The organism is Pseudomonas sp. B14-6 (assembly GCF_013260315.1).
Lineage (GTDB): Bacteria > Pseudomonadota > Gammaproteobacteria > Pseudomonadales > Pseudomonadaceae > Aquipseudomonas > Aquipseudomonas mandelii.
Window position 1 is genome coordinate 5,070,149 of record NZ_CP053929.1, and the last position, 25,621, is coordinate 5,095,769.

Consider the following 25,621-nt stretch of genomic DNA (forward strand, 5'->3'; position numbering starts at 1 on the left):
TCTCCTCAGCAGTCCAGTGGGTTGCGTTTTTCCGGGTTGATCCCGAACTTGGCGATGGCCTCGGCCACCACTTTAGGTTCGATGTCACCACGGTCAGCCAAGGCTTCCAGGGCTGCCAACACCACGAAATGACGGTCGACTTCGAAGAAGTGACGCAGCTTCTTGCGGCTGTCACTGCGGCCGAAACCGTCGGTGCCCAGGACTTTGAATTCCTTGGACGGGACCCACTGACGAATTTGCTCAGCGAACAGCTTCATGTAGTCGGTAGACGCGATGACCGGACCTTTACGGCCGTTCAGGCACTCTTCGACATAGCTCAGTTTAGGCTTCTGGCCCGGGTGCAGACGGTTGGTGCGCTCGACGGCCAGGCCATCGCGACGCAGTTCGTTGAAGCTGGTAACGCTCCAGACGTCGGCGGCAACGTTGAACTCTTCACGCAGAATTTTCGCCGCTTCACGGACTTCACGCAGGATGGTGCCGGAGCCCATCAGCTGAACGTGGTGCGCCGCTTCGCGGGTGTCTTCTTCGAGCAGGTACATGCCCTTGATGATGCCTTCCTCGACACCGGCCGGCATGGCTGGCTGCTGATAGGACTCGTTCATCACGGTGATGTAGTAGAAAACGTCCTGCTGCTCTTCGGTCATCTTCTTCATGCCGTCCTGGATGATCACCGCCAGCTCGTAGCCGTAGGTTGGATCAAAGGTGCGGCAGTTCGGGATGGTGGCAGCCAGGATGTGGCTGTGACCGTCTTCGTGTTGCAGGCCTTCGCCGTTCAGCGTGGTCCGGCCGGCGGTGCCGCCGATCAGGAAGCCACGGGTACGGCTGTCGCCTGCAGCCCAAGCCAGGTCGCCGATGCGCTGGAAGCCGAACATCGAATAGAAGATGTAGAACGGCAGCATTGGCTGGTTGTGGCTGGAGTACGAAGTACCGGCTGCAATGAAGGAGCTCATGGCGCCCGCTTCGTTGATGCCTTCTTCGAGGATCTGGCCCTTCTTGTCTTCCTTGTAGAACATCACCTGGTCTTTATCGACTGGCTCGTAGAGCTGGCCGACGGACGAGTAGATGCCCAACTGACGGAACATGCCTTCCATACCGAAGGTACGGGCTTCGTCCGGGATGATCGGGACGATGCGCGGGCCGATTTCCTTGTCCTTGACCAGCTGCGCGAGGATCCGCACGAAGGCCATGGTGGTGGAGATTTCACGGTCGCCCGAGCCATCAAGAATCGCCTTGAGGGTATCGAGTGACGGCGTCGGCACGCTGAAGCTTTGCGCGCGGCGCTGAGGCACGAAACCGCCCAATGCAGTGCGGCGCTCGCTCAGGTAGCGGGCTTCGGCGCTGTTTGGCTCTGGCTTGAAGAACGGCAGGTTTTCCAGCTCTTCGTCGCGAACCGGAATGTCGAAACGATCGCGGAACAGCTTCAGGCTTTCAACATCAACCTTCTTGGTGTTGTGCGCGGTGTTTTTCGCTTCGCCGGCACCGGTGCCATAACCCTTGATGGTCTTGGCGAGGATGACGGTCGGTTGTTCTTTGTGGTTGACCGCTTCGTGGTACGCCGCGTAGACCTTGTACGGGTCGTGGCCGCCACGGTTGAGTTTCCAGATCTCGTCGTCGGACAGATCAGCAACCATCGCCTTGAGTTCTGGCGAGTTGAAGAAGTGTTCACGCACGAACGCGCCGTCTTTGGCTTTGTAGTTCTGGTACTCGCCGTCGATGACTTCGTCCATGCGACGTTGCAGGATACCGTCGACGTCTTTGGCCAGCAGTGGGTCCCAGAAACGGCCCCAGATGACTTTGGTCACGTTCCACTGAGCACCGCGGAACACGCCTTCGAGTTCCTGGATGATCTTGCCGTTGCCGCGAACCGGGCCGTCGAGGCGCTGCAGGTTGCAGTTGATGACGAAGATCAGGTTGTCGAGCTTCTCGCGGCCAGCCAGCGAGATCGCGCCCAGGGATTCTGGCTCGTCGCACTCGCCGTCGCCCAGGAAGCACCAGACTTTCTGCTTGCCTTCTGGGATGAAGCCACGGGCTTCCAGGTACTTCATGAAACGTGCCTGGTAGATCGCCTGGATCGGGCCCAGACCCATGGATACGGTCGGGAACTGCCAGAAATCAGGCATCAGCCAAGGGTGCGGATAGGAAGACAGGCCTTGACCATCGACTTCCTGGCGGAAGTTGTTCATCTGGTCTTCGGTGATGCGGCCTTCCATGAACGCACGGGCGTAAACGCCTGGCGAGGTGTGGCCCTGGAAGTAGATCAGGTCGCCGCCGTGTTCATCGGTCGGGGCCTGGAAGAAATAGTTGAAGCCGATGTCATACAGGGTGGCGCTGGAGGCGAAGCTGGAGATGTGACCGCCCAGGTCCGAATCTTTCAGGTTCGTGCGCATCACCATGGCCATCGCGTTCCAGCGTACCAGCGAGCGAATGCGGCGTTCCATGAACAGGTCGCCAGGCATGCGTGCTTCGTGGGTAACGGGAATGGTGTTGCGGTATGGCGTGGTGATGGCGTAAGGCAACTGCGAACCGCTGCGGGTTGCGAGTTCGCCCATACGGGTCATCAGATAGTGAGCGCGGTCTTCGCCTTCTTTGTCGAGAACCGATTCCAGGGCGTCCAGCCATTCCTGGGTTTCGACGGGATCGAGGTCTTGCATGGCTTGCTCCAGGGCGGAAAGGCTTCCAGAATCGGTTGCCTGAGTTTGCGACTGGCCTTGTGGGCAGACGATATAAATTCTTGGATTGCCGAGTGGTAGGTTCCGGCGGCGTGTAGTTTTACTACAAATCATCGGGCATTTCAGCTATCTGGATGTATATACGAGTAGTAAAACTACAGATGAGCGGCTTGTGGCCTCCGGCTGCGTTGTGAGAATAATCGTTAAGGTTGGTCTTTTGCCAACCGAAAAAGGTGAAAGCTTGATGCTGCCTGCCAAAAAAAAAGAAATTTCAGCTATTTCTAACCTTTGTTCGACAGTCGATCACGTAGTGCGTTTTGAAAAATCACTACATGCCGCCCTCTACACGCCGATCAAGGATAGACCATGAGCCTCCCTCCGCTTGCCGAACTGCCCGGCATTCTCCTGCCGTTTGTCACCCGCGCCGAGCAGTCGTTCCGTACCGCCGTTGCCGAGTTGGAAGACGACCATGGCCTGTCTGCCTGGACAGCTGAGCGCTGGGCGCAATTCGCCCGCGTCACCGCCGCCAGCGATTTCGTGACCGAACAGAGTGTGCGTGACCCCTTGATGTTGCTGGCGCTGGTGCAGTCCGGCGAACTGGACCGCAGCTTCGCACCCGGCGAGTTATGCGGGCAGATCGCGGCAGCGGTGAATGCGGCCGAAACCGATGACGAGCTTGGTCGCGCCTTGCGCCGTCAGCGCACGCGTCAGCAAGTGCGGATCATCTGGCGCGACCTGACTCGTCAGGCTGATCTGGTCCAGACCTGCCGCGACCTCTCGGACATGGCCGATGCGAGCATCGATCAGGCCTATCAGTGGTTGTACTCGCGGCATTGCCAGCAGTTCGGCGTGCCCACCGGCCGGCGCAGCGGCGAGCCGCAGCAGATGGTCATCCTAGGCATGGGCAAGCTCGGTGCAGTGGAGCTCAACCTGTCATCGGACATCGACCTGATCTTCGCCTACCCCGAGGGCGGCGAAACCGTCGGCGTGAAACGCTCGCTGGATAACCAGGAATTCTTCATTCGTCTCGGCCAGCGCCTGATCAAGGCGCTGGACCCGATGACCGTCGACGGTTTTGTATTCCGGGTCGACATGCGTCTGCGGCCTTACGGCTCGGCCGGTGCCCTGGTGTTGAGCTTCAACGCGCTGGAGCAGTATTACCAGGACCAGGGCCGCGACTGGGAACGCTACGCGATGATCAAGTCGCGGGTGGTGGCTGGCGATCAAGTGGCCGGCGCGCAACTGCAAGAGATGCTGCGCCCGTTCGTTTACCGGCGTTACCTCGACTTCTCGGCGATCGAAGCGCTGCGCACCATGAAGCAGCTGATCCAGCAGGAAGTGCGGCGCAAAGGCATGGCCGACAACATCAAGCTCGGCTCGGGCGGCATCCGCGAAGTGGAGTTTATCGCCCAGGCGTTCCAGCTGATCCACGGCGGTCGCGACCTGAGCCTGCAGCAACGCCCTCTATTAAAAGTACTGAGCACCCTGGAAGGTCAGGGCTACCTGCCGCCGGCGGTGATCAGCGAGCTGCGCGAAGGCTATGAATTCCTGCGGTACACCGAGCACGCGATCCAGGCGATTGCCGACCGCCAGACCCAGATGCTGTCGGACGGTGCGCAGGATCAGGCGCGCATTGCCTTTATGTTGGGCTTCGCTGACTGGGAGGCTTTCCATGCGCAGCTTATGTATTGGCGAGGCCGCGTGGCCTGGCACTTTGGACAAGTGATCGCCGATCCCGATGAAGAGGAAGGCACCGAAAGCGAAGTGGTGGTCGGCGGTGAATGGCTGCCGCTGTGGGAAGAGGCCCAGGATGAAGAAGCCGCCTGCCGTCAGTTGGAAGAGGGCGGTTTTGCCGATGCCACCAAGGCACTGAAAGCGTTGGCCGGTTTGCGCAGCAGCCCGCAGTTGCGCGCGATGCAGCGTTTGGGGCGCGAACGCCTCGATGCATTTATTCCGCGTTTGCTGGCTCAGGCGGTCGAGCATGCCAATCCGGATCTGGTACTTGAGCGTGTGCTGCCGTTGGTTGAAGCGGTGGCCCGTCGCTCGGCGTATCTGGTGCTGCTGACCGAGAACCCCGGCGCGCTGCGACGTTTGCTGACCTTGTGCGCGGCAAGCCCATGGATCGCCGAGCAGATCACCCGCTTCCCGCTGCTGCTCGACGAATTGCTCAATGAAGGTCGATTGTTCAAGCCCCCCTGGCGCCGGAACTGGCCGCCGAGTTGCGCGAGCGCCTGACGCGGATTCCCGAAGACGACCTCGAACAGCAAATGGAAGCCCTGCGCCATTTCAAACTGGCGCACCGCTTGCGGGTCGCCGCTTCGGAAATCGCCGGCAGCCTGCCGTTGATGAAAGTCAGCGATTACCTGACCTGGCTGGCTGAAGCGATTCTCGCACAAGTACTCGCCCTGGCCTGGCGTCAGACCGTGGCCAAATATGGCACGCCACTGCGCACCGACGGCACGTTGTGCGATCCGGGCTTCATTATTGTCGGTTATGGGAAAGTCGGCGGACTGGAATTGGGGCATGGTTCGGACCTTGACCTGGTGTTCATCCATGACGGTGATCCGCAGGCGGAAACCGACGGAGCGAAACCTATCGACGGCGCGCAGTTTTTCACCCGGTTGGGGCAGCGGATCATTCATTTGATTACGACCCAGACCAACTCCGGCCAGCTGTATGAAGTCGATATGCGCCTGCGGCCGTCCGGCGCCTCGGGGTTGCTGGTGAGTTCGGTCGGGGCGTTTGCCCGCTACCAGGAAAACGAAGCCTGGACCTGGGAACATCAGGCACTGGTGCGGGCCCGGGTGTTGGTGGGCAGCCAGGATGTCGGCCAGGCATTCGAGAAGGTGCGCGCGGCGATATTGGGTAAGCACCGGGACCTGGCGACCTTGCGTCAGGAGGTGAGCGAGATGCGCGCCAAGATGCGCGATAACCTCGGTAGCAAGAGCACCGCAGCCGGCACGGCGGCAAATGCCTTCGAGGCCACGGCGCCATTCGATCTCAAGCAGGACGCCGGAGGTATCGTCGATATTGAATTTATGGTGCAATACGCGGCCCTGGCGTGGTCCGAAACACACCCGCCATTGCTGCGCTGGACGGATAACATCCGCATTCTGGAAGAGCTGGAACACGAAGGGCTGATGCCTGCCGAAGACGCCAGCCTGCTACGCGAGGCCTACAAGGCCTACCGTTCCGCCGCCCACCGGCAGGCCTTGCAGAAGGACCCCGGGGTGATACCGGGTGACCAGTTTGTCGATGAGCGTCGGCAGGTATTGCGGATCTGGCGTGAACTAGGGTTAAGCTGAAACGCGCGAGTTGAAGCAACAAGATTCAAATGTGGGAGCGAGCCTGCTCGCGAAGGCGGGGTGTCAGTCGCCATCGATGCTGGATGTGACGGCCCCTTCGCGAGCAGGCTCGCTCCCACAGTAGATCTGCTTTGTATCGCAGAACGATGCACACCAAATCCCAATGTGGGAGCGAGCCTGCTCGCGATAGCGGAGTGACAGTCGACAGCAATGTTGAAGGTGATGACCCATCGCAAGCCGACAGGCTCCCGCAGTGATTCTCGAGGCGGGGAGGCGTATGCCTCCCCGGTTCGTTTATGGAAACCACATGAAAATTCTGATCGTTGGGCCCAGTTGGGTCGGTGACATGGTGATGGCGCAGACACTGTTTCAGTGTCTCAAGCAACGCCACCCGCAATGCGAAATCGACGTCCTGGCCCCCGAATGGAGCCGGCCGATCCTGGAGCGCATGCCCGAAGTCCGTCAAGCCTTGAGCTTTCCGCTCGGCCATGGCGCCTTGGAGCTGGCGACGCGTCGGCGCATCGGCAAATCCCTGGCCGGCCAGTACGATCAGGCGATCCTGCTGCCAAACTCCTTGAAGTCGGCGCTGGTGCCGTTCTTCGCCGGCATCCCGAAACGCACCGGCTGGCGCGGCGAGTTCCGCTACGGCCTGCTTAATGACGTGCGCACGCTGGATAAAGAACGTTATCCGCTGATGATCGAGCGCTTCATGGCGCTGGCATTTGAGCGCGGTGCCGAACTGCCGACACCGTATCCACGGCCAAGCCTGCAGATCGACCCGGTCACCCGCGAGGCGGCGCTGGCCAAGTTCGGCCTGACCCTCGACCGCCCGGTGTTGGCCCTGTGCCCAGGTGCAGAGTTCGGCGAATCCAAGCGCTGGCCGTCCGAGCACTACGCCAAGGTCGCCGAAGCGAAGATCCGTGAAGGCTGGCAAGTCTGGCTTTTCGGTTCGAAAAACGATCACGCGGTCGGCGAGGACATCCGCGCGCGGCTGATTCCCGGCCTGCGCGAAGAGTCGGTCAACCTCAGCGGCGGGACCTCCCTGGCCGAAGCTATCGACCTGATGTCCTGCGCCGATTCGGTGGTGTCCAACGACTCCGGCCTGATGCACGTCGCCGCTGCGCTCAACCGCCCGCTGGTGGCCGTCTACGGTTCGACATCGCCGGGCTTCACGCCACCCTTGGCCGAGCACGTCGAGATTGTGCGCCTGGGCCTCGAATGCAGCCCGTGCTTCGATCGCACCTGCCGCTTCGGTCATTACAACTGCCTGCGCCAGCTCATGCCGCAAGCGGTGAACGAAGCCTTGCAGCGGTTGCAGGGCACTGTGGTCGAGGTCAAATAGCTTGCGCGTTCTGTTGATCAAGACATCTTCGCTGGGCGACGTGATTCACGCGTTGCCCGCGTTGACCGACGCGGCGCGGGCGATCCCCGGCATCACGTTCGACTGGGTGGTGGAAGAAGGCTTCGCCGAGATCCCGACCTGGCACCCGGCCGTGGGCAAGGTGATCCCGGTGGCGATCCGTCGCTGGCGCAAAAACCTCTGGCAAACCCTCAAGAGTGGCGAGTGGAAGCGCTTCAAACAAAGCGTTCGCGCCACCCGATACGATCTGGTGATTGATGCCCAGGGCCTGCTCAAAAGCGCCTGGTTGACGCGCTATGTCAAAGCGCCGGTCGCCGGGCTCGACAAGGACTCGGCGCGCGAGCCCATCGCCGCACGTTTCTATTCCCGTCGCCTGGCCGTGGGCCGTGGACAACACGCGGTAGAACGGGTGCGTCAATTGTTCGCTCTGGCCTTGGGCTACGACCTGCCCAAAGGCCTGGGCGATTACGGCTTGAACGTCGAGCGCCTGGTGGAACTGCCGCGCAAGAACCCCTATGTGCTGTTCCTGCACGGCACCACGTGGGACACCAAGCACTGGCCGGAAGCCTATTGGCGCGAACTGGCCGAGCGCGTTGGCTATCTCGGTGTTGCCGTGAAGCTGCCGTGGGGCAATCCGGTCGAGAAGGCCCGGGCCGAACGCATCGCCACCGGGTTCCGGCATGTCGAAGTGCTGCCCAAACTGAACCTGGCCGGTGTCGGCAAAGTGTTGGCTGGTGCTCAAGCCTGCGTGGCCGTGGACACCGGCCTCGGTCATCTGGCCGCCGCGCTCGACGTACCGACCCTGTCGCTGTTCGGTCCGACCAACCCGGGCCTGACCGGTGCCTACGGCAAGGCGCAGATTCACATCGCCAGCGATTTCCCCTGCGCGCCGTGCCTGCAAAAGAAATGTACGTATCAACCGACGGCCGAAGATGCCCGTCAGTTCGACCTGAAACGCGAGTGGCCCCTGTGCTTCACGCGTCTGAATCCCGAGCGTGTCGCGACCCGACTGAGCACGTTGTTACTGGCTGAGGAGCTGCGCTGATGCAATTGGCATTCGTCTTGTACAAGTACTTTCCGTTCGGGGGGTTGCAGCGCGATTTCATGCGCATCGCCCTGGAGTGCCAACAGCGCGGCCATCAGATTCGCGTCTACACGCTGATCTGGGAAGGCGATGTCCCGCCGGGTTTCGAAGTGCTGGTGGCGCCGGTCAAGGCGTTCTTCAATCATCGCCGTAATGAAAAGCTCAGCGAGTGGATGGAAGCGGACCTGGCCAAGCGTCCTGTGGACCGTCTGATCGGCTTCAACAAGATGCCGGGCCTGGACGTTTACTACGCCGCCGATGGTTGCTTTGAAGACAAGGCGCAGAACCTGCGCAACTCGCTGTACCGTCGTTGGGGCCGCTACCGGCACTTCGCCGAGTACGAGCGCGCGGTGTTCGCCAAGGACGCCAAGACGGAAGTGCTGATGATTTCCGAAGTCCAGCAGCCGCTGTTCATCAAGTATTACGACACACCGCTGGAACGCTTCCATTTGCTGCCGCCGGGGATCTCCCAGGACCGGCGCGCACCCGCCAATGCCGCCGAAATCCGAGCCGATTTCCGTCGCGAATTCAACCTCAAGGACGATGAGCTGCTGCTGGTGCAGATCGGCTCCGGGTTCAAGACCAAGGGGGTGGATCGCAGCCTCAAGGCGCTGGCCGCGTTGCCCGCTGATCTGAAGAAACGCACCCGGCTGTTTGTAATTGGCCAGGATGACCCCAAATTATTCCAGATGCAGAGCGCCACTTTGGGGCTCGGCGACAACGTGACGTTCCTCAAGGGGCGCAGCGATATCCCACGTTTCCTGCTGGGTGCCGACCTGCTGATTCATCCGGCGTATAACGAAAACACCGGGACTGTGTTGCTCGAAGCCCTGGTGGCCGGGTTGCCGGTATTGGTGAGCGCGGTCTGTGGTTACGCCCATTACATCGCCGAGGCCGACGCCGGCCTGGTGTTGGACGAACCGTTCGATCAGGCGCAACTGACGCAGTACCTGACCGGCATGTTGAACGACGCTCAAGCACGGGCGGCCTGGAGCCGCAACGGTCTGGCCTTCGCTGAGACGGCCGACCTCTACAGCATGCCGCAGCACGCGGCCGATGTGATTCTGGCGGAGCACGCTTAATGAAGTTGATGCTGGCTGAACCGTTCAAGAGCCTTTGGGCCGGACGCGATGCGTTCACCGAAGTGGAAGGCTTGCAGGGCGAGGTTTACCGTGAACTGGAAGCGCGCCGGACCTTGCGCACTGAAGTGAACGGCAATGGCTTTTTCGTGAAGATCCACCGTGGCATCGGCTGGGGCGAGATCTTCAAGAACCTGCTGACGGCCAAGCTGCCGGTACTCGGCGCGGGTCAGGAGTGGAAGGCCATTCAGCGCCTCAAAGAAGTCGGCGTGCCGACCATGACCGCCGTCGCTTATGGCGAAAAGGGCAGCAACCCGGCGGATCAACACTCGTTTATCGTCACCGAAGAGCTGGCGCCCACCGTTAGCCTCGAAGACTTCAGCATCGACTGGATCAAGAACCCGCCCGAGCCCAGACTCAAGCGCGCGCTGATCGCCGAAGTCGCGCGCATGACCGGCATGATGCACCGCGCCGGGGTCAACCACCGCGACTGCTACATCTGCCACTTCCTGCTGCACACCGATAAACCGGTGACGGCTGATGACTTCAAGCTCTCGGTGATCGACCTGCACCGCGCCCAGACCCGGCCGGCCATTACCCAGCGCTGGCGCAACAAGGATCTGGCGGCGTTGTACTTTTCGGCCCTGGACATCGGCCTGACCCAGCGCGACAAACTGCGATTCCTCAAAGGCTACTTCCAGCAGCCATTGCGCCAGATTCTGGCTGAAGAAGCGTCGCTGCTCGCCTGGCTTGAAGGCAAAGCCAACAAACTTTACGACCGTAAACAGCGATACGGGGATGCGCTCTGATGCCCGGTTGGAAGCTGGAACCTGCTTACAGCGATCTGACGGAAGATTTTGGCAGCCTGGAAGCAGTGTTTGCGCTTCAGGGTGAACGCCTGACCCGCGACCCGTTGTCCGAGGTCATCCGCGTCAATCGCAACGGCGTCAATTATTACGTCAAGCGCTACGTGGGTGCCGGCAAAGGCCTGCGCCGCTACCTGGGCAAACCCCGGGTCAAGGCCGAATGGCAGAACCTCAAGCGCTTCGCCAAGTGGGGCATTCCGACCGCTGAAGTGGTTGCCTGGGGGCTGGAGCGGCGAGGCGCGGCGTATGCTCGTGGCGCGATGATCACCCGCGAACTGCCCAACACCGAAGACTTGTCGGCCCTCGCCGACCGCCACGATCCCAAGCTGGCGGACCGCGCCTGGGTCGATTCCGTCAGCCGTCAGTTGGCCGGTTACACCCGGACCATGCACGACAACCGTTTCACCCATAACGATTTGAAGTGGCGTAATCTGCTGATCGACGATGAGGCCAAGCTGTTCCTGATCGATTGCCCCAACGGCGATTTCTGGCGCGGCTTCTGGCTCAAATACCGGATCACCAAAGACCTGGCCTGCCTCGACAAGGTGGCGAAATATCACCTGTCGGCCACCCAGCGCCTGCGCTTTTACCTGCAATACCGCCAGCGTGACCGGCTGAATGCCGACGACAAAAAACGCATCCGGCACGTGGTGAGATTTTTCGAGGGGCGCGAATGACTGATTTCCTGGCCGCTGAAGACCGTGCGCTGCTTGAGCGCCATGGCCTCGGCACGTTCGATGCACTCTGGGACAAGCAACTCGAGGCGGTGGATGAGCCCAACACCGTCAGTGGCGGCTGGAGTAGCGTGTTTCGGCTGGATCTGGAAGGTCATGGCTACTACCTCAAGCGCCAGAGCAACTACCTGACGCGCACCTTCCATGCGCCGTTCGGCGAACCGAGTTTTGCCCGCGAGTTTCGCAACATCAGTCGTTATCAGAAGCTGGGTATTCCGGCGCTGAAAGCGGCGTTTTTTGGTGAGCGCAAAGTCGATGGGGAAGTGCGGGCGGTTCTGCTGACCCGTGCGTTGGACGGTTGGGATGACCTGGATTCGCTGTTACAGCGCTGGTCGGACCTGAGCGAAGCGCAACACACGGCCATCATGAAAGCCTGTGGCGAGCTGGCGCGGCGCCTGCACGGCGTGCGCCAGCTTCACGGCTGTTTCTACCCCAAGCACATTTTCCTCCAGGCCACGGGTGAGGGTTATCAGGCGCAGTTGATCGACCTGGAAAAAACCCGGCCGTTGCTGTTCGGCCAGCGTGACCGGGTCAAGGACCTGGAACCGTTGCTGCGCCGCGCGCCGGAGTGGACCGAAGCGCAGTTGCGCGAATTGCTGGCGGTTTATGTGGATCAGCCACGGGACAGTTCGCTGGTGGACAGTTGGGTTTCGCGCCTCACCGCGCGACGCAGTCACAAGGAGGCGCGCTGATGCGTTTGTCCGAATTGAAAGGCGCGGGCCGCAGCCCGAGCCTGCCGATGAGCATTTCACTGGCCGATGCTGCCGGTCCCGCCGAGTTGCAGTTGCTGAGCTTGTTGCGCGTATTGCCGGGGCAGCGTTATGTCGGCGCCGGCGTGTGGCGCGGCCGGCCGGTGCTGGCCAAGTTGTTGGTCGGCGGCAAGGCGGCGCGGCATTTTCAGCGTGAACTGGACGGCGTGCGTTTGCTCGCCGATCAAGGGCTGACCACTCCGCAGTTGCTGGTGGACGGCCTGAAAGAGGGCGAGGGCGGCTGGCTACTGTTCGATTTCCTCGAAGGCGCCGAGAGCCTGGGGGAGACCTGGAAAAAAGTCGAACACTTGCCGGTGCTGGCTGATATGCAAGGGGCCGTGTTGGCCGAGGCGTTAGGCGCTATCGGCCAAATGCATCGCAAGGGGCTCTGGCAGGAAGACCTTCATCTGGACAATCTCCTGCGTCAGCGAGGTCGGCTGTACCTGATCGATGGCGGCGGAGTCTGTGCTGAAACCCCGGGCCAGCCGCTGTCACGGCAGAAAGTCCTGGAAAACCTCGGCGTATTTTTCGCCCAGTTGCCCAAGTCTTTGGAACCGTTCACCGAAGAATTGCTGGTGTATTACCTGCTGAGTAACGGCGAACACGCCTTGCCGATGGAAGCGTTGCAGAAGCAGATCGACAAGGTTCGCAGCTGGCGCTTGAAGGACTACCTGATCAAGGTGGGGCGCGAGTGTTCGTTGTTCAGCGTCCAGCGCGGGCCTTTTGGCTTGCGGGCTATTCGTCGTGAAGAAGAGGCGGCGATGCTGCCGGTGCTGGAACAGGCCGATGCCTTGCTCGATCAGGGCCATCTGTACAAGACTGGCGGTGCAGCGAGTGTAGGAAAAGTCGAGGTTGGTGGTCGGACGCTGGTGATCAAGCGCTACAACATCAAAGGCTTTGCCCACTGGCTCAAACGCTTCTGGCGTCCGAGCCGTGCCTGGCACTCGTGGCGCGAAGGCAATCGCCTCGCGTTCCTCGGCATCGCCACGCCCAAACCGCTGGCGTTGCTGGAGAAGCGTTTTCTCTGGCTGCGCAGCCGGGCGTACTTGATCACTGAGTATCTGCCGGGGCCGGACATCATCGAGCGCTTTGCGCCGTACGTTGAAAAGGGTGATGCGCCCGAGGCTGAATTGGTGGCGCTGGATCATTTGTTTGCCGAGCTGATCCGCGAGCGCATCAGTCATGGGGATTTCAAGGGGCATAACCTGTTCTGGCAGCAGGATCGCTGGGCGCTGATCGATCTGGATTCGATGTGTCAGCATGGCTCTGTAGGGAGCTTTGCCCCGGCGTATGCGCGGGACCGGGCGCGGTTCATGCGTAACTGGCCCGAGAGCAGTGCGCTGTATCAGGTCATTGACCAGCGTCTGCCCAAAGACATCTCTGGCGCGGCCTGAATCGGGTCTTCGACCCTATCGTCGGAACGCCGCCCGGAGCCGGCTCGCTCCCACAGGGGCTCTGTGTTCACCGCAGATCAAATGTAGGAGCGAGCCTGCTCGCGATGGGGCCAGAACAGACACCCGAGATTAAGAGGACAAGTTCTTGTGAACCGTCCTACATGATCCCCAGACCCCGTGAACTGTGCGCTGAAGAGCCGCGATGCTAGTTTCGCCTGACGTTCACGGAGGGCAAACCTTGACCATAAAAACGGCTGTTGCAATCGGTACATTCTCACTGGCTTTATCGGGATGCGGGACCGCGCTGACGGTGCTGCAAGATGACGAAGACGCCGCTCGCGGCCTGCGAAAACAAAAAACCTACTGCCAGTCCATCCCCCGCATCTACAGCGGCCTGGCCTACGACTTCTGCATCCTGAATGCCCCGCCAGATCCCACCGGCTTCCTCGTCCCCTTTGTGTTGCTGGACCTGACCCTGTCAGGGGTCATGGACACCGTTTCCTTGCCCTATACGATTTACCGCCAGGCTATCGACGGCAATCTGAGTATTTACTGGCGAGCAGGCCGCGGGTAGCGCTTTTGTAATCCGGCGGGTGATGTGTCTAGTCCTGAAACAGGTTTTCCCTGTTTCAGAAAGCGAAAAGCCCCGATGAACTCACCGAGGCTATAGCGCCGACCGGGATCTCCCAGTCCATTTGAGCAGGAGCCTATGTCGACGTCTTTCTGCTGTCAACGCGTGAGCTTGCTGCTTGCCACTTCCCGCTAGAGGCTTGCCGTCGCTTTTAAGCTATAATCCCGCCCTTTAGCTGTCTCTCGCCCCTTGCGAGGGGCACATCAATTTTTGAGGCGCTTGTCGCCTGAATGCAGACTAAAGAGGCTAGACCCCTGTGGCATTGACGATTCTTGGCCTGTCCGGCGCCCTTAGCCATGATCCTTCAGCAGCCTTGTACATCGACGGCAAGCTGGTCGCGGCGGCTGAGGAAGAGCGCTTCGTACGCGATAAACATGCAAAGAACCGCATGCCTTACGAATCGGCGAAGTTCTGCCTGGAGCAGGCAGGCATCAAGCCGTCCGACGTTGACGTGGTCGCGATTCCGTTCGCCCCGATCAGCATTTTCGGCAAGGCTCGCTGGCAGTACGCCAAGCGTTACTGGTACGCCCCGGACCGCGCACTCGACGCGATCCTGATGGGCAACCGTCGCTACAAGCGCTATCGCAACAAGATCGTCTGGTGCCTGGAGCAACTGGGCTTCGATCCGAAGAAAATCAAGATCGAGCCGGTTGAACACCACCTGGCCCACGCTTCCAGCGCTTATCACTGCTCGGGTTTCAAAGAGAAAACCGCGATCCTCGGGATCGACGGCAAGGGCGAGTACGCCACGACCTTCTTCGGTTATGGCGAAAACGGCAAGATCCACAAGATCAAGGAATTCTTTGATCCGGACTCCCTCGGCGGCCTGTACGGCGCGATCACCGAGTTCCTCGGTTTCGACATGCTGGACGGTGAGTTCAAGGTCATGGGCATGGCGCCGTACGGCGATGCCAGCAAATACGATTTCTCGCGTCTGGCCTCGTTCGAGAACGGCGAACTGGTGATCAACACCGACTACGCCAACGTGATCGGCCTGCGCCGTTATAAAGAGAAGGGCAAGGGTTACTACTTCTCGCCGAAGCTGATCGAGTGGCTGGGGCCGAAGCGCGAAGGCGACATCGCCGACGAGCCGTACATCCACTACGCCGCCAGCATTCAGGCGCTGTTCGAAAAAATTGCGCTGCAGATGATCGACTACTACCTGGGCGACGTGCTCAAGGAAACCGGCAAACTGGCCTACGCCGGTGGCTGTGCGTTGAACGTCAAGCTCAACCAGAAAATCATCGCCCGTGACGACGTCAAGGAGCTGTTCGTACAGCCTGCTTCCGGCGATGCCGGCACCGCAGTCGGCGCAGCAGCCTACGTGTCCAATGCCCGTGGCGTGCCGGTCGAGAAGATGGAACACGTCTACCTCGGCCCGTCGTACAGCAACGAAGACGTGGTCGCCGCGTGCGCCCGTCATCCGAGCAAGCCGGTCTGGCGCAAACTCGAAAACATGCCGGAAAACATCGCCAAAATCATGGTCGACGGTAACCCGGTAGCCTGGTTCCAGGGCCGCATGGAGTTCGGTCCGCGGGCCTTGGGCGGTCGTTCGATCATCGGTTGCCCGAGCGCTGTCGGCGTGGCTGACCGCATCAACCACCAGATCAAGTTCCGCGAGCGCTGGAGGCCTTTCTGCCCGTCGATGCTCGACACCGTGGCCCCGCAGATGATCAAGATCGATCACCCGGCGCCGTTCATGACCTTCACTTTCGAAGTGGCTGAAGAATGGAAGACCCGCGTGCCGGAAGTCGTCCACGAAGACGGCACGTCCCGGGCCCAGGTGCTCAAGCGCGAATACAACCCGCGTTATTACGACATGATGAAGGCGCTGGAAGTGCTGACCGGCAACGGCGTGTCGCTGAACACCTCGCTCAACCGTCGTGGCGAGCCGATGATCTGCTCGCCGACCGACGCGCTGAACATGTTCTTCGGTTCCGATCTACAGTATCTGATCATGGAAGACATCCTGGTGGTCAAAGAGGGCGCCAACGCTTATGACACGCTCGGCTGAACGCCATGTGTTGCAGTTCTGCCACGGCTATGACGGGCCGTTCCTGGACTGCGCCCGGCAGTACGCCAGCCTGTTCGCGGGGACCGGTTATCGGGTGACCACGGTCTTTTTGACCGGGGCCGCCGATAGCGAAGTCGCCGCGAACTGCGCTTCCGATGAAGTGCTGTTCATGGAATACAGCTCCAAGGCCATTCGTGGCCTGAAGCTGGGCGCCATCAGCGATCTGCGCAAGATCGCCGCCTCGCGCAATTTCAGTTTCTGCATTGCTCACCGCTTCAAGCCGATCTACATCGCCTTGCTCGGCACCTCGCTGCCGGTGATTGGTGTGCATCACGCGTTTGGCGATTACAAACGCGGCACCCGCAAACTGTTCGCGCATATTTTCCGCAAGCGCCTGAGCCTGCTCGGGGTCTCCGATGCGGTGCGTGACGACATGCGCCGTTGCCTGCCGAAATGGCCGGCCGGGCGGATTCAGACGCTGTATAACCGGGTCGATGTGCCGGCGTTGCAAACCAGCCAGGTGTCGGTGCGCGAGGCCCGGGAAACCCTCGGCCTGTCGGCGGATGCCTGGATTGTCGGCAACGTCGGACGGCTGCACCCAGACAAAGACCAGACCACGCTGCTGCACGGATTTGCCGAGGCATTGCCGGGCTTGCCGGGCAACAGTCAACTGGTGATCCTCGGCAGTGGTCGCCTGGAGGAGGACCTCAAGGCCCTGGCCCGGGAGCTGGGTATCGGCGACCGCGTGCTGTTCCTCGGCCAGGTGCCGGATGCCCGTCGTTACTTCCGTGCCTTCGATGTGTTTGCCCTGAGTTCTGATCACGAACCGTTCGGCATGGTGCTGCTCGAAGCCATGGCCGCCGGTGTACCGTTGCTCGCCACCGCGTGCGGTGGGGCCAAGGAGGTCGTCGAAGGCGTGGGCATTCTGTTCCCGTTGGGCGATGCCGAACACCTGGCCCAAGGGCTGCAACACCTGGCCGCGATGGACGACCAGCAACGTCACCAGTGTGCCGAGCTGATGCTCGATCGCCTGCGTGAGCGTTTCTCCGACCGCGCGGTACGCGATGCTTTCTGGCATTTGCCGCACGTCACTGAACTGGCACCGAGGGGCTGATGCTCAACCGATTTCAAGGCTGGCGCGAACGGGGCTGGGCGGTGGTCGACGCCTCGACTTATGCACAGGCCTGGCAACGTTTTGGCGGCAGCGTCGCGACCCATCCTCTGGTAGTTGAACGTCTGGCACAGTTGGCCGGGATCCCGGTGCGTTACCTGGCCTGGGAAAAAAACGGTGAAGTTAAAGCCGCCATCCCGACCTGGGGCCGCGACCTGGCGCTGTCCAAAGATGTACTCAAGCGCCGTGGTAAAAAAGGCCTGTTCGACCTCGGCAATGCCGAGTTGATCCTGCCGGCCGCCGCTGATGCGCAGGCGCCGCTGCGCCATCGCGGACGTTATTTGTCGGCGCTCAACGAAGGCCGTTTCACCGGCATCAAGCTGCAGACTGAGCAACTGGCGATGGCCCGCACGCCCGAAGAGTTGTCGAAGAAGTTTCGCTACAACCAGCGCCGTGAATTGCGTCTGCTGGAAGAGGCGGGCGGGGTGGTGCGGCCGGTCGCCGAGTTTTCCAGCGCTGAGCTGGGCGCGATCTATTGCGACCTGTTCCAGCGTCGCTGGGGCTTCCCGGCCACCGGCGCCGAGCGCATGGGCGAGGTGATCGAGCTGCTGCGGGACTTGCTGATCGGCTCGGTGATTTTCCTCAACGATGCGCCGATTGCGATTCAACTGGTGTACCGCGTCGAGGCGCCGGAGTGGATCAGCGTCGAGTACATCAATGGGGGTGTCGATCCCGAAACGCGAGAGTTCAGCCCCGGCAGCGTGCTGAGTTTTCTCAATACCCAAAGTGCCTGGGAACACGCCCGCGCCCTGGGTAAACCCTTGCGGTTCTCCTTCGGCCGCGCCGACCGGGAATACAAGGACCGCTGGTGCAATCCCGTGCCGGTCTTCACCGTGTGAGTGAACCCATGAGCCGCAAACAGCAACTGCTCAAGCGCCATCGGCGCAACAAACGCATCGGTCTGTTGATCGCACTGGTGCTGTTGATTGCCATCGGCGTGCTGGTGGCGTGGTGGTTGCCGCTGGTACTCGCGGTGCTGGGCTGGATTGCCCACGAGGCATGGTTCGCCGACCATTTGTTCTATTCGCCCAAAGACGATTACCAATACAGCTTCCCGCCCTACACCCCGCAGCCCAAGGTGCATCTGGACGGTGAGTGTTTGCGCCTGGACGAAGGCGTGATGCTGGTCGACGACGCAACGCTGGTGTTGGCGCTGCGGGTAAAAAGCACGTGGCTGGGGCGCTTTATCGACCCGGTGGTCGAGTTGCTGGGTGGCGAAAACCCGGATCGACAAACCTTTGAACGCGGTGTGAATGGCCTGCGTTACCTGAACCTCAGTGGTCAGGCGCAAGTATTGTCGCGGGGCGAGTTGCGCCTGCGCGGACGCTTCTGCCGCTTGCTCGGTGAGCCTGTGCTGTGGGCGCTGGAACAACCGGATTACCGCCGCCAGCGCGTAATGGTGATCGCCCCTCATGCCGATGACGCCGAACTGGCCGCCTATGGTTTATACAGCCAGGCCGATGAAGCCTGGATCGTGACCCTCACCGCCGGTGAAATCGAAGCCGAGCATTATCAGCAGATCGGCCTGAACAAGGTCGAGGCGGCGCGGCTCAAGGGCCGTTTGCGCGCCTGGGACAGCATCGCTGTGCCGCGTTGGGCTGGCGTGCCTGAAGCGCATTGCGTGCAACTGGGTTATTTCTGCCTGCAACTGGCTGCGATGCAGGCCGCACCGGCGAAGCCGATGGGTTCCCGCGAAGCCGAATTGAGCGACACCCGCGTGTATCGCCAGTTGAATCCATTTGCCCTGCCGGGCGACGTCGACGGTGCTCCGACCTGGAACAACCTGCTGGCCGATCTGCGTGAACTGATACTGCGCGCGCGCCCTGAAGTGATCGTGCTGCCGCACCCGACGCTCGACCCGCATCCCGATCATCTCTGTGCCCAGCAAGCGGTCCTCGAAGCCTTGCGAGGCCTGGAATGGCAACCGACCACCTTGCTCGGCTACGCCAATCATCTGCACGATAACGATCGCTGGCCGATGGGCGATGCGGGGCATGGCATCGCGCTGCCGCCGGCCTTCGACTCGACCACACCGATGCAGCCTTGCTGCCTGCCGCTGTCGCTGGACCTTCAGCGTGATAAAGCCATGGCACTGGGCATGATGCACGACCTGCAACCGCCCATGCCGTTCAAGCGACGTTTGCGTCGGTTGATACAGCGTCTGCTGGCCCGTAGAGTGCCGCCCCTTTATGGCGAAAACGAATTTTTTCGCAAGGCGGTCAGACGTCATGAATTGTTATGGCTTTTGAATCATGATGAAACATCTCGACAGCAGAAATGAAGCACTTCGCTGTCTAGCATGGCCGCGTCTTAAACCACTGCAGTGATTCTTCTGTGATCAACCCACGCCCGCGCATTGTTTTTCTGATTCCGTATTTCGGCCAATGGCCGTTCTGGATGCCGTTTTTCCTGGAAAGTTGTCGTCGCAATGCCGATATCGACTGGTTGCTGTTCAGCGATTGCGGCACGCCCGATAACCTGCCACCCAACGTCACCGTCGAGTTCATGACGTTCAGCGAATACTGCGGGTTGGTGTCAAAACGGCTGGGCATCGATTTTGCACCGGATACAGCTTACAAGCTTTGCGACATCAAGCCGGCGCTGGGGCATATTCATGCCGACCGCTTGCAAGGCTATGACTTCTGGGGGTTCGGCGATATTGATCTGGTGTATGGTGACCTGCGAAGTTACTTCACCCCTGATCGTCTGGCCGGTTATGACCTGTTCTCGACTCACGAGCGGCGGGTAGCAGGGCATCTCTGCCTGATGCGCAACAACGCCCGCAAACGTGAGTTGTTCATGCAGATGAAGGACTGGCGAAAGCGCTTCACCGATCAGGAGCATCATGCGCTGGACGAGGGCGCATTCAGTCGGATCTTTCTCTGGCGCAAGAATTTCCCCGAGCCTTTGTTCACTTTGGTGGGCAAGTTCAATCCGTGGCGTCGGCGCAGCGAATTCACCGAGGCGTTCAGCACGCCGGGTGGCTGCATCAAGTGGCACGACGGCACTGATGATTTTCCGCAACGCTGGTATTGGCGTAATGGCTGTTTGAGTAATGATCGCGATGGCGATCGCCGGTTTCCGTACTTCCATTTTGTTTGCTGGAAACGCAACGAGTGGTCACGGTTACCTCCACCCGATCCAGCCGAGGTCAGGCGTATTGCCGCCGAACCGGCCTGGGTCATCGATGCGACAGGTTTTCACCGGGGAGAGTTATGAGTCAACGGTCAAAGGTTCTGCAATTGCAGCCTGACTACAACGTCAAAGCCCATGATTTTGCCGACCTCGCGGAGCAGATCGTCAAGGCGCTGCCGAGTGATCGCTATGAGGTCACGGCGGCATTCCTGCGTGGCAAACCCGGGCCGGGCGAGGCTGTGAGCCGGGCCGACCGTTCGGTGTACTTCGAGTTTTCCGACAAGTCCCTCAAGGGCATGCGCCTGCGGGCGATGTGGCAGCTGTACAAGTTTTGCCGCGCAGAAAAATTCGACGTGGTGATTTGTAACCGCTTCAAGCCGGTAAACATGATGCTGACGCTCAACCGCTGGTTGAAGGTCCCGCTGTGCATCGGCATTTCCCACGGTTTTGGCGAGTACGACCGGTTTTACCGGCGCCGCCAGACCCAGCGCCTGATCGATCGTCACTGGCGCTTCGTCGGTGTGTCGCCGGCAGTCAAGCAGTACCTGTTGGACTGTGACTGCGGTTTCACCGACCAGAATACCTACGCCATTACCAACGCCATCGACATCGAGCAGGCCGAAGGCTTGCAGCACAGCCGCGAGCGTGCCCGTGAACTGCTGGGCATCGATCCGTCGGTGCGCTTGATCGGGGCGCTGGGTCGTCTGGTACCGGTCAAGGGGCACACCTATCTGTTGCAGGCTTTTGCTGCCCTCAAAGACAAATACCCCAATACCCAGTTGGCGATCATCGGTGCCGGCCGCGAAGAGTCGCGCCTGAAATCCGAAATCGAAAGCCTGGGCCTGACCGGCCGCGCGCACCTGCTGGGCTTCAAGGAAATCGCCTTGCAGTACATTCGCGCGTTCGACATCTGGACCATGCCGTCCCTGGCTGAAGGCTTGGGACTGGCGCTGCTCGAAGGCATGAGCGGGCACCTGCCGGTGATCGCCTCCAACGTGCCGGCCATGCTGCCGTTGATCGAAGGTGCCGGCGGGTTGGCGATTACGCCAAAAGACGTGCCGAGCCTGATCACGGCACTGGATAACTACCTCGGGCTGTCGGATGACGAGCTCAAGGTCAAGGGCGAGCAGTCCTTCCGTTATCTCCAGGAACAACATGACATCGAGGTGTTCCGCCAGGAATACCTGAACCTGATCGACTCCGGCCTGGAACAGGCCCGCAAGGAACAACCATGAGCGATGCGCAACCTCTAGTAACTGTCATCATCGCGTCGTATAACCACGCTCCCTATATCGAGGAAAGCATTCTCAGCGTCCTCAACCAGACCTATAAGAACATCGAGCTGCTGGTGGTCGACGACGGCTCCAAGGATGACAGCGTCGAGCGGATCAAGGTGTTGCAGGCGCAGTACGGTTTCGATTTCCAGGTTCAGCAGAACCAGGGGCTGACCAACACGCTCAATGCCGCCATTGCCCGTTCAAAGGGCAGTCTGATCGTGCCATTCGGTTCCGACGACATCATGCTGCCGGAGCGCATCGCGACTCAGGTGGCGTACATGGATGGCAAGCCCGAGGTCGGTATCTGCGCCGGCAACATCGAGCTGATCGACGCCGACGGCAATCTGTATCCGGAGAAGCGTCAGCGCCGTGATGTGCCGTTCCGTCGTCTGGATTTCGATGACATGTTCCTGGAGCGCAAACCCTATCCGCCCGCACCAACCCTGATGATCCGCCGGGAAGCGCTGGACAAGGTGGGTGGGTTCGATCCGAACATCCGACTGGAAGACTTGCTGATCGAGCTGAAGGTGACCCGTGCCGGTTACTTTATCGATGGCCTGAATGTGCTGATGGCGCGCTATCGCAAGCACGCCACCAACTCCTATAAGAACCACCGCTTCATGGTCGACAACATCCTGCGCTCCTACGCGCTGTTCAGCGATCATCCGCTGTACGACGAGGTGCGTTACAAGTTCCTCAGTTCTATGTTCCTCAAGACCGCCAACCGTGACCGCAAGCTCGCCCGCGAGCTGCTGGCGCAGATCCCGTTCAGGGCCTGGAACAAGAAGACCTGGCGCGGTCTGGGGCGGCTGTATTTCTCGCCGTTGGAAAAAGACTAAGGTCGTATCGCGATCTGTGCAGCAGCTGGCGAAACCTGCGTTCGGTTGTGCCAGCTGCTACAGAGGATGCGTTATCAGCTTTGGAAAGGGGGCTGATCGCTTCAGCGAGCGACCTTCTCCGTCAGGCTCTTTTCGGCCTTTTTGCCTTGGCGCAGCCACTGCAAGAGTTTGCGGCCGGCCGACATGCCTGGCTTTTCTATGTACAAGAACGTCAGGCTACTGATGACAATCAGCAGGCACGTGCATACGGCCAGCAGCGACAGATAGGTCCAGGTGTCACGAGCGTCCAGGTCCATCACGAGCGGCAGGCGTTGCACCATCACCCAAAGCACGAACCCGTGCAGCAAATAGGTGCTGTAGCTGATTTCCCCGAGCCAGCGGATGCTGCGCGGCTTGAGAGCGCCGAACAGGGTGTTTCCAGAGGCCACGATGACAAAAAACAGGGAAAGCAGCAGCAGTGGCAGCAGGTTGAACGCGCGGTTGAATGCCGTAAAGGCAATCGCCAGCGCCAGCAACGCGATAATCCCCGCCTGTCGCGTCTGACCCCAGGCCATCAAGTGTGGGCGGCGTATCCAGTACGCCGCACCAATGCCGCCCAGGAAACTCGCCAGAAAGTGCTTCTTCAGTGAGTGCTCCCACCCGACCAATTGGTACAGAGCGTAAATGCCGATCAGGCACAGCACCACTTGCAGCCAGCTGCCGCGATAAATGAAGACCATGCCGGCCAATGGCAGCGCCAGATAGAAAAACACCTCGTAGCCCAGGGTCCAGGTGACGTTGGAGATCAGCATGCCGGTTTGGTGGTACTGGTTGACGTCCGGCCGGTCGAACGTCAGCCAGGCCAGTATCTGCCCGGCCAGTCGGATGCCGGGGTCCTTGAGTTCCCAGTCCTGCAAATAGAACACCGTGACAAATACAATCAGCATCAACGGCAGGTACAACGGGTAGAGGCGAAACACCCGAGAGACTGCGAAGGCCAGCCAGTCGTGTTGACGTCCCTGAGTGAGCAATCGGTTCCAGAACAGAAAACCGGTGATCATGAAAAACAGCGCGACGCTTCCCTGGCCCAGCTGCGAGTAGAAGTTGCTTGGCGGAAATTCGATAACGCCGGTGCGCAGGAAGATCCAGGTGATGATCGAATGGTGCACGAACACACCAAACGCCAGATAGCCGCGTAGTCCGTCAATGCTGGCATAGCGGCTTTCGCCGGAATGCTCCAGGTGACGGGTGATTTTCGGAACGGCGCGCAACAACAGGGCGGCGGTCACGATGGCCAGCAGGTAGGCTGCCAGCGCAATGAACGGATTGGTTTCAGTCATCATTGAGTCCGAGCCGGGGAACTCCCGGCCAGCACTTGCCTGTGCAGGTTATCGACAGCGGATTTCGACGCCATCATGGCGTATCCCTGGAGCAGTGCTTCGAAATGGTCTTCGAACAACCAGCGCTTATCCACCGTGTAGCGCTGCATATGGCGCAGATTACGCTGACGCAGGGACAGGCTCAGCGACGAAGGATAGATGCGCATGTCGGCGACATCGATCAGGCCGAACTCGCCATCTTCCAACACCAGTACGTTACCCAGATGCAGCGAGCGGAAATAGACGCCCTGTTCATGCAGTTGCGCCATGAACTTGCCGAACCGCTCCACCAGCGCCTGACGTACCGCCGGTGCGGTAATGCCTTGCAGCACCTGACGCAACGTATTGCCCGGCAGTGGCGAGTAGTGCACGGCGCTGCTGCCATCGTCGAGCCGATACAGGTCAAGGATTTGGGGGGTGGGAATGCCGAGGTTGCGCAATTGCTCACTGTTGACCGCAAAGCGTTCGGAATATGGGTTGAAGTTACCCGAGGTGTACCAGCGGCGTCGCCGGAACAGCTTGAGGAAGCTGCCATCGACCAGACGCAGCACTTTGGGGCCCAGACCATCTTCTTCAATCACCTGCGCATTGGCAGTCATCGTATGCATGACGGTCGATTTCAGTGACTTGACCGGCATCGCCAATAAACGTTTGGCGCGCTGGTTAATGCTCAGCGCAGCGATCAGCGCCAACGGAATCCACAGCAGGAACCAGTGTTCCTTCGGTCGGGAAATGATCCCGCCACCTTCGGTCAAACCCGCGCCGATGCCGAATACCAGCCAGGTGGACGCAATGATGAACAGCGGTTGCACGCGATGGCGCCAGCTGCTCAGCAAACCCCAGGCTTGAAAGAACAACCACGGCAGAAGGCCGAGAATGCCGACGTAATAGAGCACGCCCAATACAAAGCTGTGAGGCTCCTGAAAATTCGTACCAACCCCAGGGTCGATGGCCAGGTCCGCGTTATAGCCATGACCGATCCACGGGTGATCAGCAATTTTGTTCAGGGCCAACTGCCAGATTTCAAAGCGATAGGAGTCGCCGCGTTCGATGATCATCTGCGAGAACAGTACGGTCACCGTTGCCCCACTGATGAGCAGCGCGCCGAGCAAGACCACGGACCTGCGACCCCAACAAATGAAACTCAGCCACAGTGACGCCAACGTCAGTGCAACCAGAGGCGTTCTTGACCCCGTTTCAAGCACCGCAGCGAACATGATGGCCATCGCCGGGATGCTCAGCCAGAGCACTTTCTGGCACTTGCAGGTCATGCTCAAACTCAGCCAGTACGCGCAAAAAAAGCCGAAGATGTGAGAACTGAGCAAAGGATTGTCGAACGCGCCGCCACCTATCAGCCGCAGCCCGGGCTCGTAGATTCGAGCAAAGAGGCATAAGTAGTAAGCCGTGCCGATCAGGGCGACCATCGAGGCGCTGAACAACAGCGGCTGAACGATTTCACTGCGATAACGCACCAGCAAGTAACAGCCTGCAAACAACAACAATGTATGCAGTGGCGGCTTGAACTGACCGATGCTTTTGTTTTCAGGACCCCAGCACAAACTCACCAGCGCCCAGGCTGCGAACACCAGCACTGCGACGAAGATCGGTTCGCGCAGCAATTCCTTGAATTCACGGGGCCGCAAGCAAAGGGCAATCAGCGCTGGAATGCTGAACAGGCCATAAAAAAGCTTGTGATGCAGACTTCGTCCCGGCAGGAAAAACAGCGCGCACAAAAGCAAAAAGTAGCCGACCGGAAGAATCCAGAGGCAAATGAAATCGAAGACTCGATTGGACACGCTATTGAAACCGCTGAGTTGCATGCTGAGAGATTCAATCCTGAAGTTGATCGGCCATTTTGGAGCGATGGCTATTTGATGCTTAATCTGACGCGTAACAATAACAGCCTTTATGCGATTGCCAGAACCCTGAGGAAGCTGTGCTAAAGTCAGCGTCCTT

The 25,621-nt window shown here is 60.1% G+C and carries 20 protein-coding genes and 1 pseudogene; 18 read left to right on the plus strand and 3 right to left on the minus strand.

Annotation, left to right across the window (positions count from 1 at the left end; all coding sequences use genetic code 11):
- Positions 1-5 precede the first annotated feature (5 nt).
- Positions 6-2,651, minus strand: a complete 2,646-nt coding sequence (aceE, locus tag HP062_RS23160; protein ID WP_010464306.1) for a pyruvate dehydrogenase (acetyl-transferring), homodimeric type — start codon at positions 2,649-2,651, stop codon at positions 6-8.
- 262 nt (positions 2,652-2,913) lie between these two features.
- On the opposite strand from aceE, the gene HP062_RS31200 reads away from it, so the two are divergent.
- The 17 genes and pseudogenes from HP062_RS31200 to HP062_RS23240 all read left to right on the plus strand — a co-directional run bounded on the left by HP062_RS31200 (position 2,914) and on the right by HP062_RS23240 (position 22,307).
- Entirely contained in the window at positions 2,914-3,039 is a 126-nt protein-coding gene (locus tag HP062_RS31200) for a hypothetical protein (protein ID WP_256665904.1), read from the plus strand.
- Positions 3,036-5,974 (plus strand): annotated as a pseudogene (gene glnE, locus HP062_RS23165) (bifunctional [glutamate--ammonia ligase]-adenylyl-L-tyrosine phosphorylase/[glutamate--ammonia-ligase] adenylyltransferase). Before HP062_RS31200 ends, glnE begins: the two are co-directional and overlap by 4 nt.
- A gap of 307 nt (positions 5,975-6,281) precedes the next feature.
- Entirely contained in the window at positions 6,282-7,316 is a 1,035-nt protein-coding gene (gene waaF / locus HP062_RS23170) for a lipopolysaccharide heptosyltransferase II (protein ID WP_010464302.1), read from the plus strand.
- Position 7,317: 1 nt separating this feature from the next.
- Positions 7,318-8,379 carry a lipopolysaccharide heptosyltransferase I gene (waaC, locus tag HP062_RS23175; protein ID WP_172792080.1) on the plus strand — a complete coding sequence of 354 codons (1,062 nt, stop codon included), beginning with the start codon at positions 7,318-7,320 and terminating at the stop codon, positions 8,377-8,379.
- A complete protein-coding gene (locus HP062_RS23180; protein WP_172792081.1) occupies positions 8,379-9,500 on the plus strand; it encodes a glycosyltransferase family 4 protein in 1,122 nt (373 codons plus the stop codon). Before waaC ends, HP062_RS23180 begins: the two co-directional genes overlap by 1 nt.
- A complete protein-coding gene (gene rfaP / locus HP062_RS23185) occupies positions 9,500-10,306 on the plus strand; it encodes a lipopolysaccharide core heptose(I) kinase RfaP (RefSeq protein ID WP_145310704.1) in 807 nt (268 codons plus the stop codon). The genes HP062_RS23180 and rfaP overlap by 1 nt, the downstream gene beginning before the upstream one ends.
- Complete coding sequence (locus tag HP062_RS23190) at positions 10,306-11,040, plus strand: lipopolysaccharide kinase InaA family protein (RefSeq protein ID WP_010464295.1); 735 nt, start codon at positions 10,306-10,308, stop codon at positions 11,038-11,040. The genes rfaP and HP062_RS23190 overlap by 1 nt, the downstream gene beginning before the upstream one ends.
- Complete coding sequence (locus HP062_RS23195; RefSeq protein WP_077747651.1) at positions 11,037-11,789, plus strand: lipopolysaccharide kinase InaA family protein; 753 nt, start codon at positions 11,037-11,039, stop codon at positions 11,787-11,789. The genes HP062_RS23190 and HP062_RS23195 overlap by 4 nt, the downstream gene beginning before the upstream one ends.
- Positions 11,789-13,240 (plus strand): lipopolysaccharide kinase InaA family protein, encoded by a 1,452-nt coding sequence (locus HP062_RS23200; protein WP_154502778.1) that lies wholly within the window; start codon positions 11,789-11,791, stop codon positions 13,238-13,240. The genes HP062_RS23195 and HP062_RS23200 overlap by 1 nt, the downstream gene beginning before the upstream one ends.
- 238 nt (positions 13,241-13,478) lie before the next feature.
- Positions 13,479-13,814 (plus strand): YceK/YidQ family lipoprotein, encoded by a 336-nt coding sequence (locus HP062_RS23205; RefSeq protein ID WP_083375197.1) that lies wholly within the window; start codon positions 13,479-13,481, stop codon positions 13,812-13,814.
- Between the two features lie 313 nt (positions 13,815-14,127).
- Entirely contained in the window at positions 14,128-15,885 is a 1,758-nt protein-coding gene (locus HP062_RS23210) for a carbamoyltransferase (protein WP_010464288.1), read from the plus strand.
- Complete coding sequence (locus HP062_RS23215) at positions 15,869-16,999, plus strand: glycosyltransferase (RefSeq protein ID WP_077747654.1); 1,131 nt, start codon at positions 15,869-15,871, stop codon at positions 16,997-16,999. Before HP062_RS23210 ends, HP062_RS23215 begins: the two co-directional genes overlap by 17 nt.
- Positions 16,999-17,895 (plus strand): antimicrobial resistance protein Mig-14, encoded by an 897-nt coding sequence (locus tag HP062_RS23220; protein ID WP_083375195.1) that lies wholly within the window; start codon positions 16,999-17,001, stop codon positions 17,893-17,895. The genes HP062_RS23215 and HP062_RS23220 overlap by 1 nt, the downstream gene beginning before the upstream one ends.
- Positions 17,896-17,903: 8 nt before the next feature.
- Positions 17,904-19,337 (plus strand): PIG-L deacetylase family protein, encoded by a 1,434-nt coding sequence (locus HP062_RS23225; protein WP_172792082.1) that lies wholly within the window; start codon positions 17,904-17,906, stop codon positions 19,335-19,337.
- A 53-nt stretch (positions 19,338-19,390) separates the two neighbouring features.
- Positions 19,391-20,275: a DUF6625 family protein gene (locus HP062_RS23230; protein ID WP_010464281.1), complete on the plus strand. Its 885-nt coding sequence runs from the start codon at positions 19,391-19,393 to the stop codon at positions 20,273-20,275.
- On the plus strand, positions 20,272-21,426 hold the full coding sequence (locus HP062_RS23235) for a glycosyltransferase family 4 protein (protein WP_172792083.1): 1,155 nt from the start codon (positions 20,272-20,274) through the stop codon (positions 21,424-21,426). The genes HP062_RS23230 and HP062_RS23235 overlap by 4 nt, the downstream gene beginning before the upstream one ends.
- Positions 21,423-22,307 carry a glycosyltransferase gene (locus HP062_RS23240; RefSeq protein ID WP_172792084.1) on the plus strand — a complete coding sequence of 295 codons (885 nt, stop codon included), beginning with the start codon at positions 21,423-21,425 and terminating at the stop codon, positions 22,305-22,307. Before HP062_RS23235 ends, HP062_RS23240 begins: the two co-directional genes overlap by 4 nt.
- 101 nt (positions 22,308-22,408) lie before the next feature.
- Here the strand turns inward: HP062_RS23240 and HP062_RS23245 are convergent, their stop codons facing one another.
- Together HP062_RS23245 and HP062_RS23250 are read right to left on the minus strand one after the other, a co-directional pair.
- Complete coding sequence (locus tag HP062_RS23245) at positions 22,409-23,626, minus strand: acyltransferase (protein ID WP_172792085.1); 1,218 nt, start codon at positions 23,624-23,626, stop codon at positions 22,409-22,411.
- Complete coding sequence (locus HP062_RS23250; RefSeq protein WP_256665907.1) at positions 23,626-25,308, minus strand: bifunctional O-antigen ligase/aminoglycoside phosphotransferase family protein; 1,683 nt, start codon at positions 25,306-25,308, stop codon at positions 23,626-23,628. The genes HP062_RS23245 and HP062_RS23250 overlap by 1 nt, the downstream gene beginning before the upstream one ends.
- A 51-nt stretch (positions 25,309-25,359) precedes the next feature.
- On the opposite strand from HP062_RS23250, the gene HP062_RS31205 reads away from it, so the two are divergent.
- Positions 25,360-25,608, plus strand: a complete 249-nt coding sequence (locus HP062_RS31205; RefSeq protein WP_256665908.1) for a hypothetical protein — start codon at positions 25,360-25,362, stop codon at positions 25,606-25,608.
- Positions 25,609-25,621 lie beyond the last annotated feature (13 nt).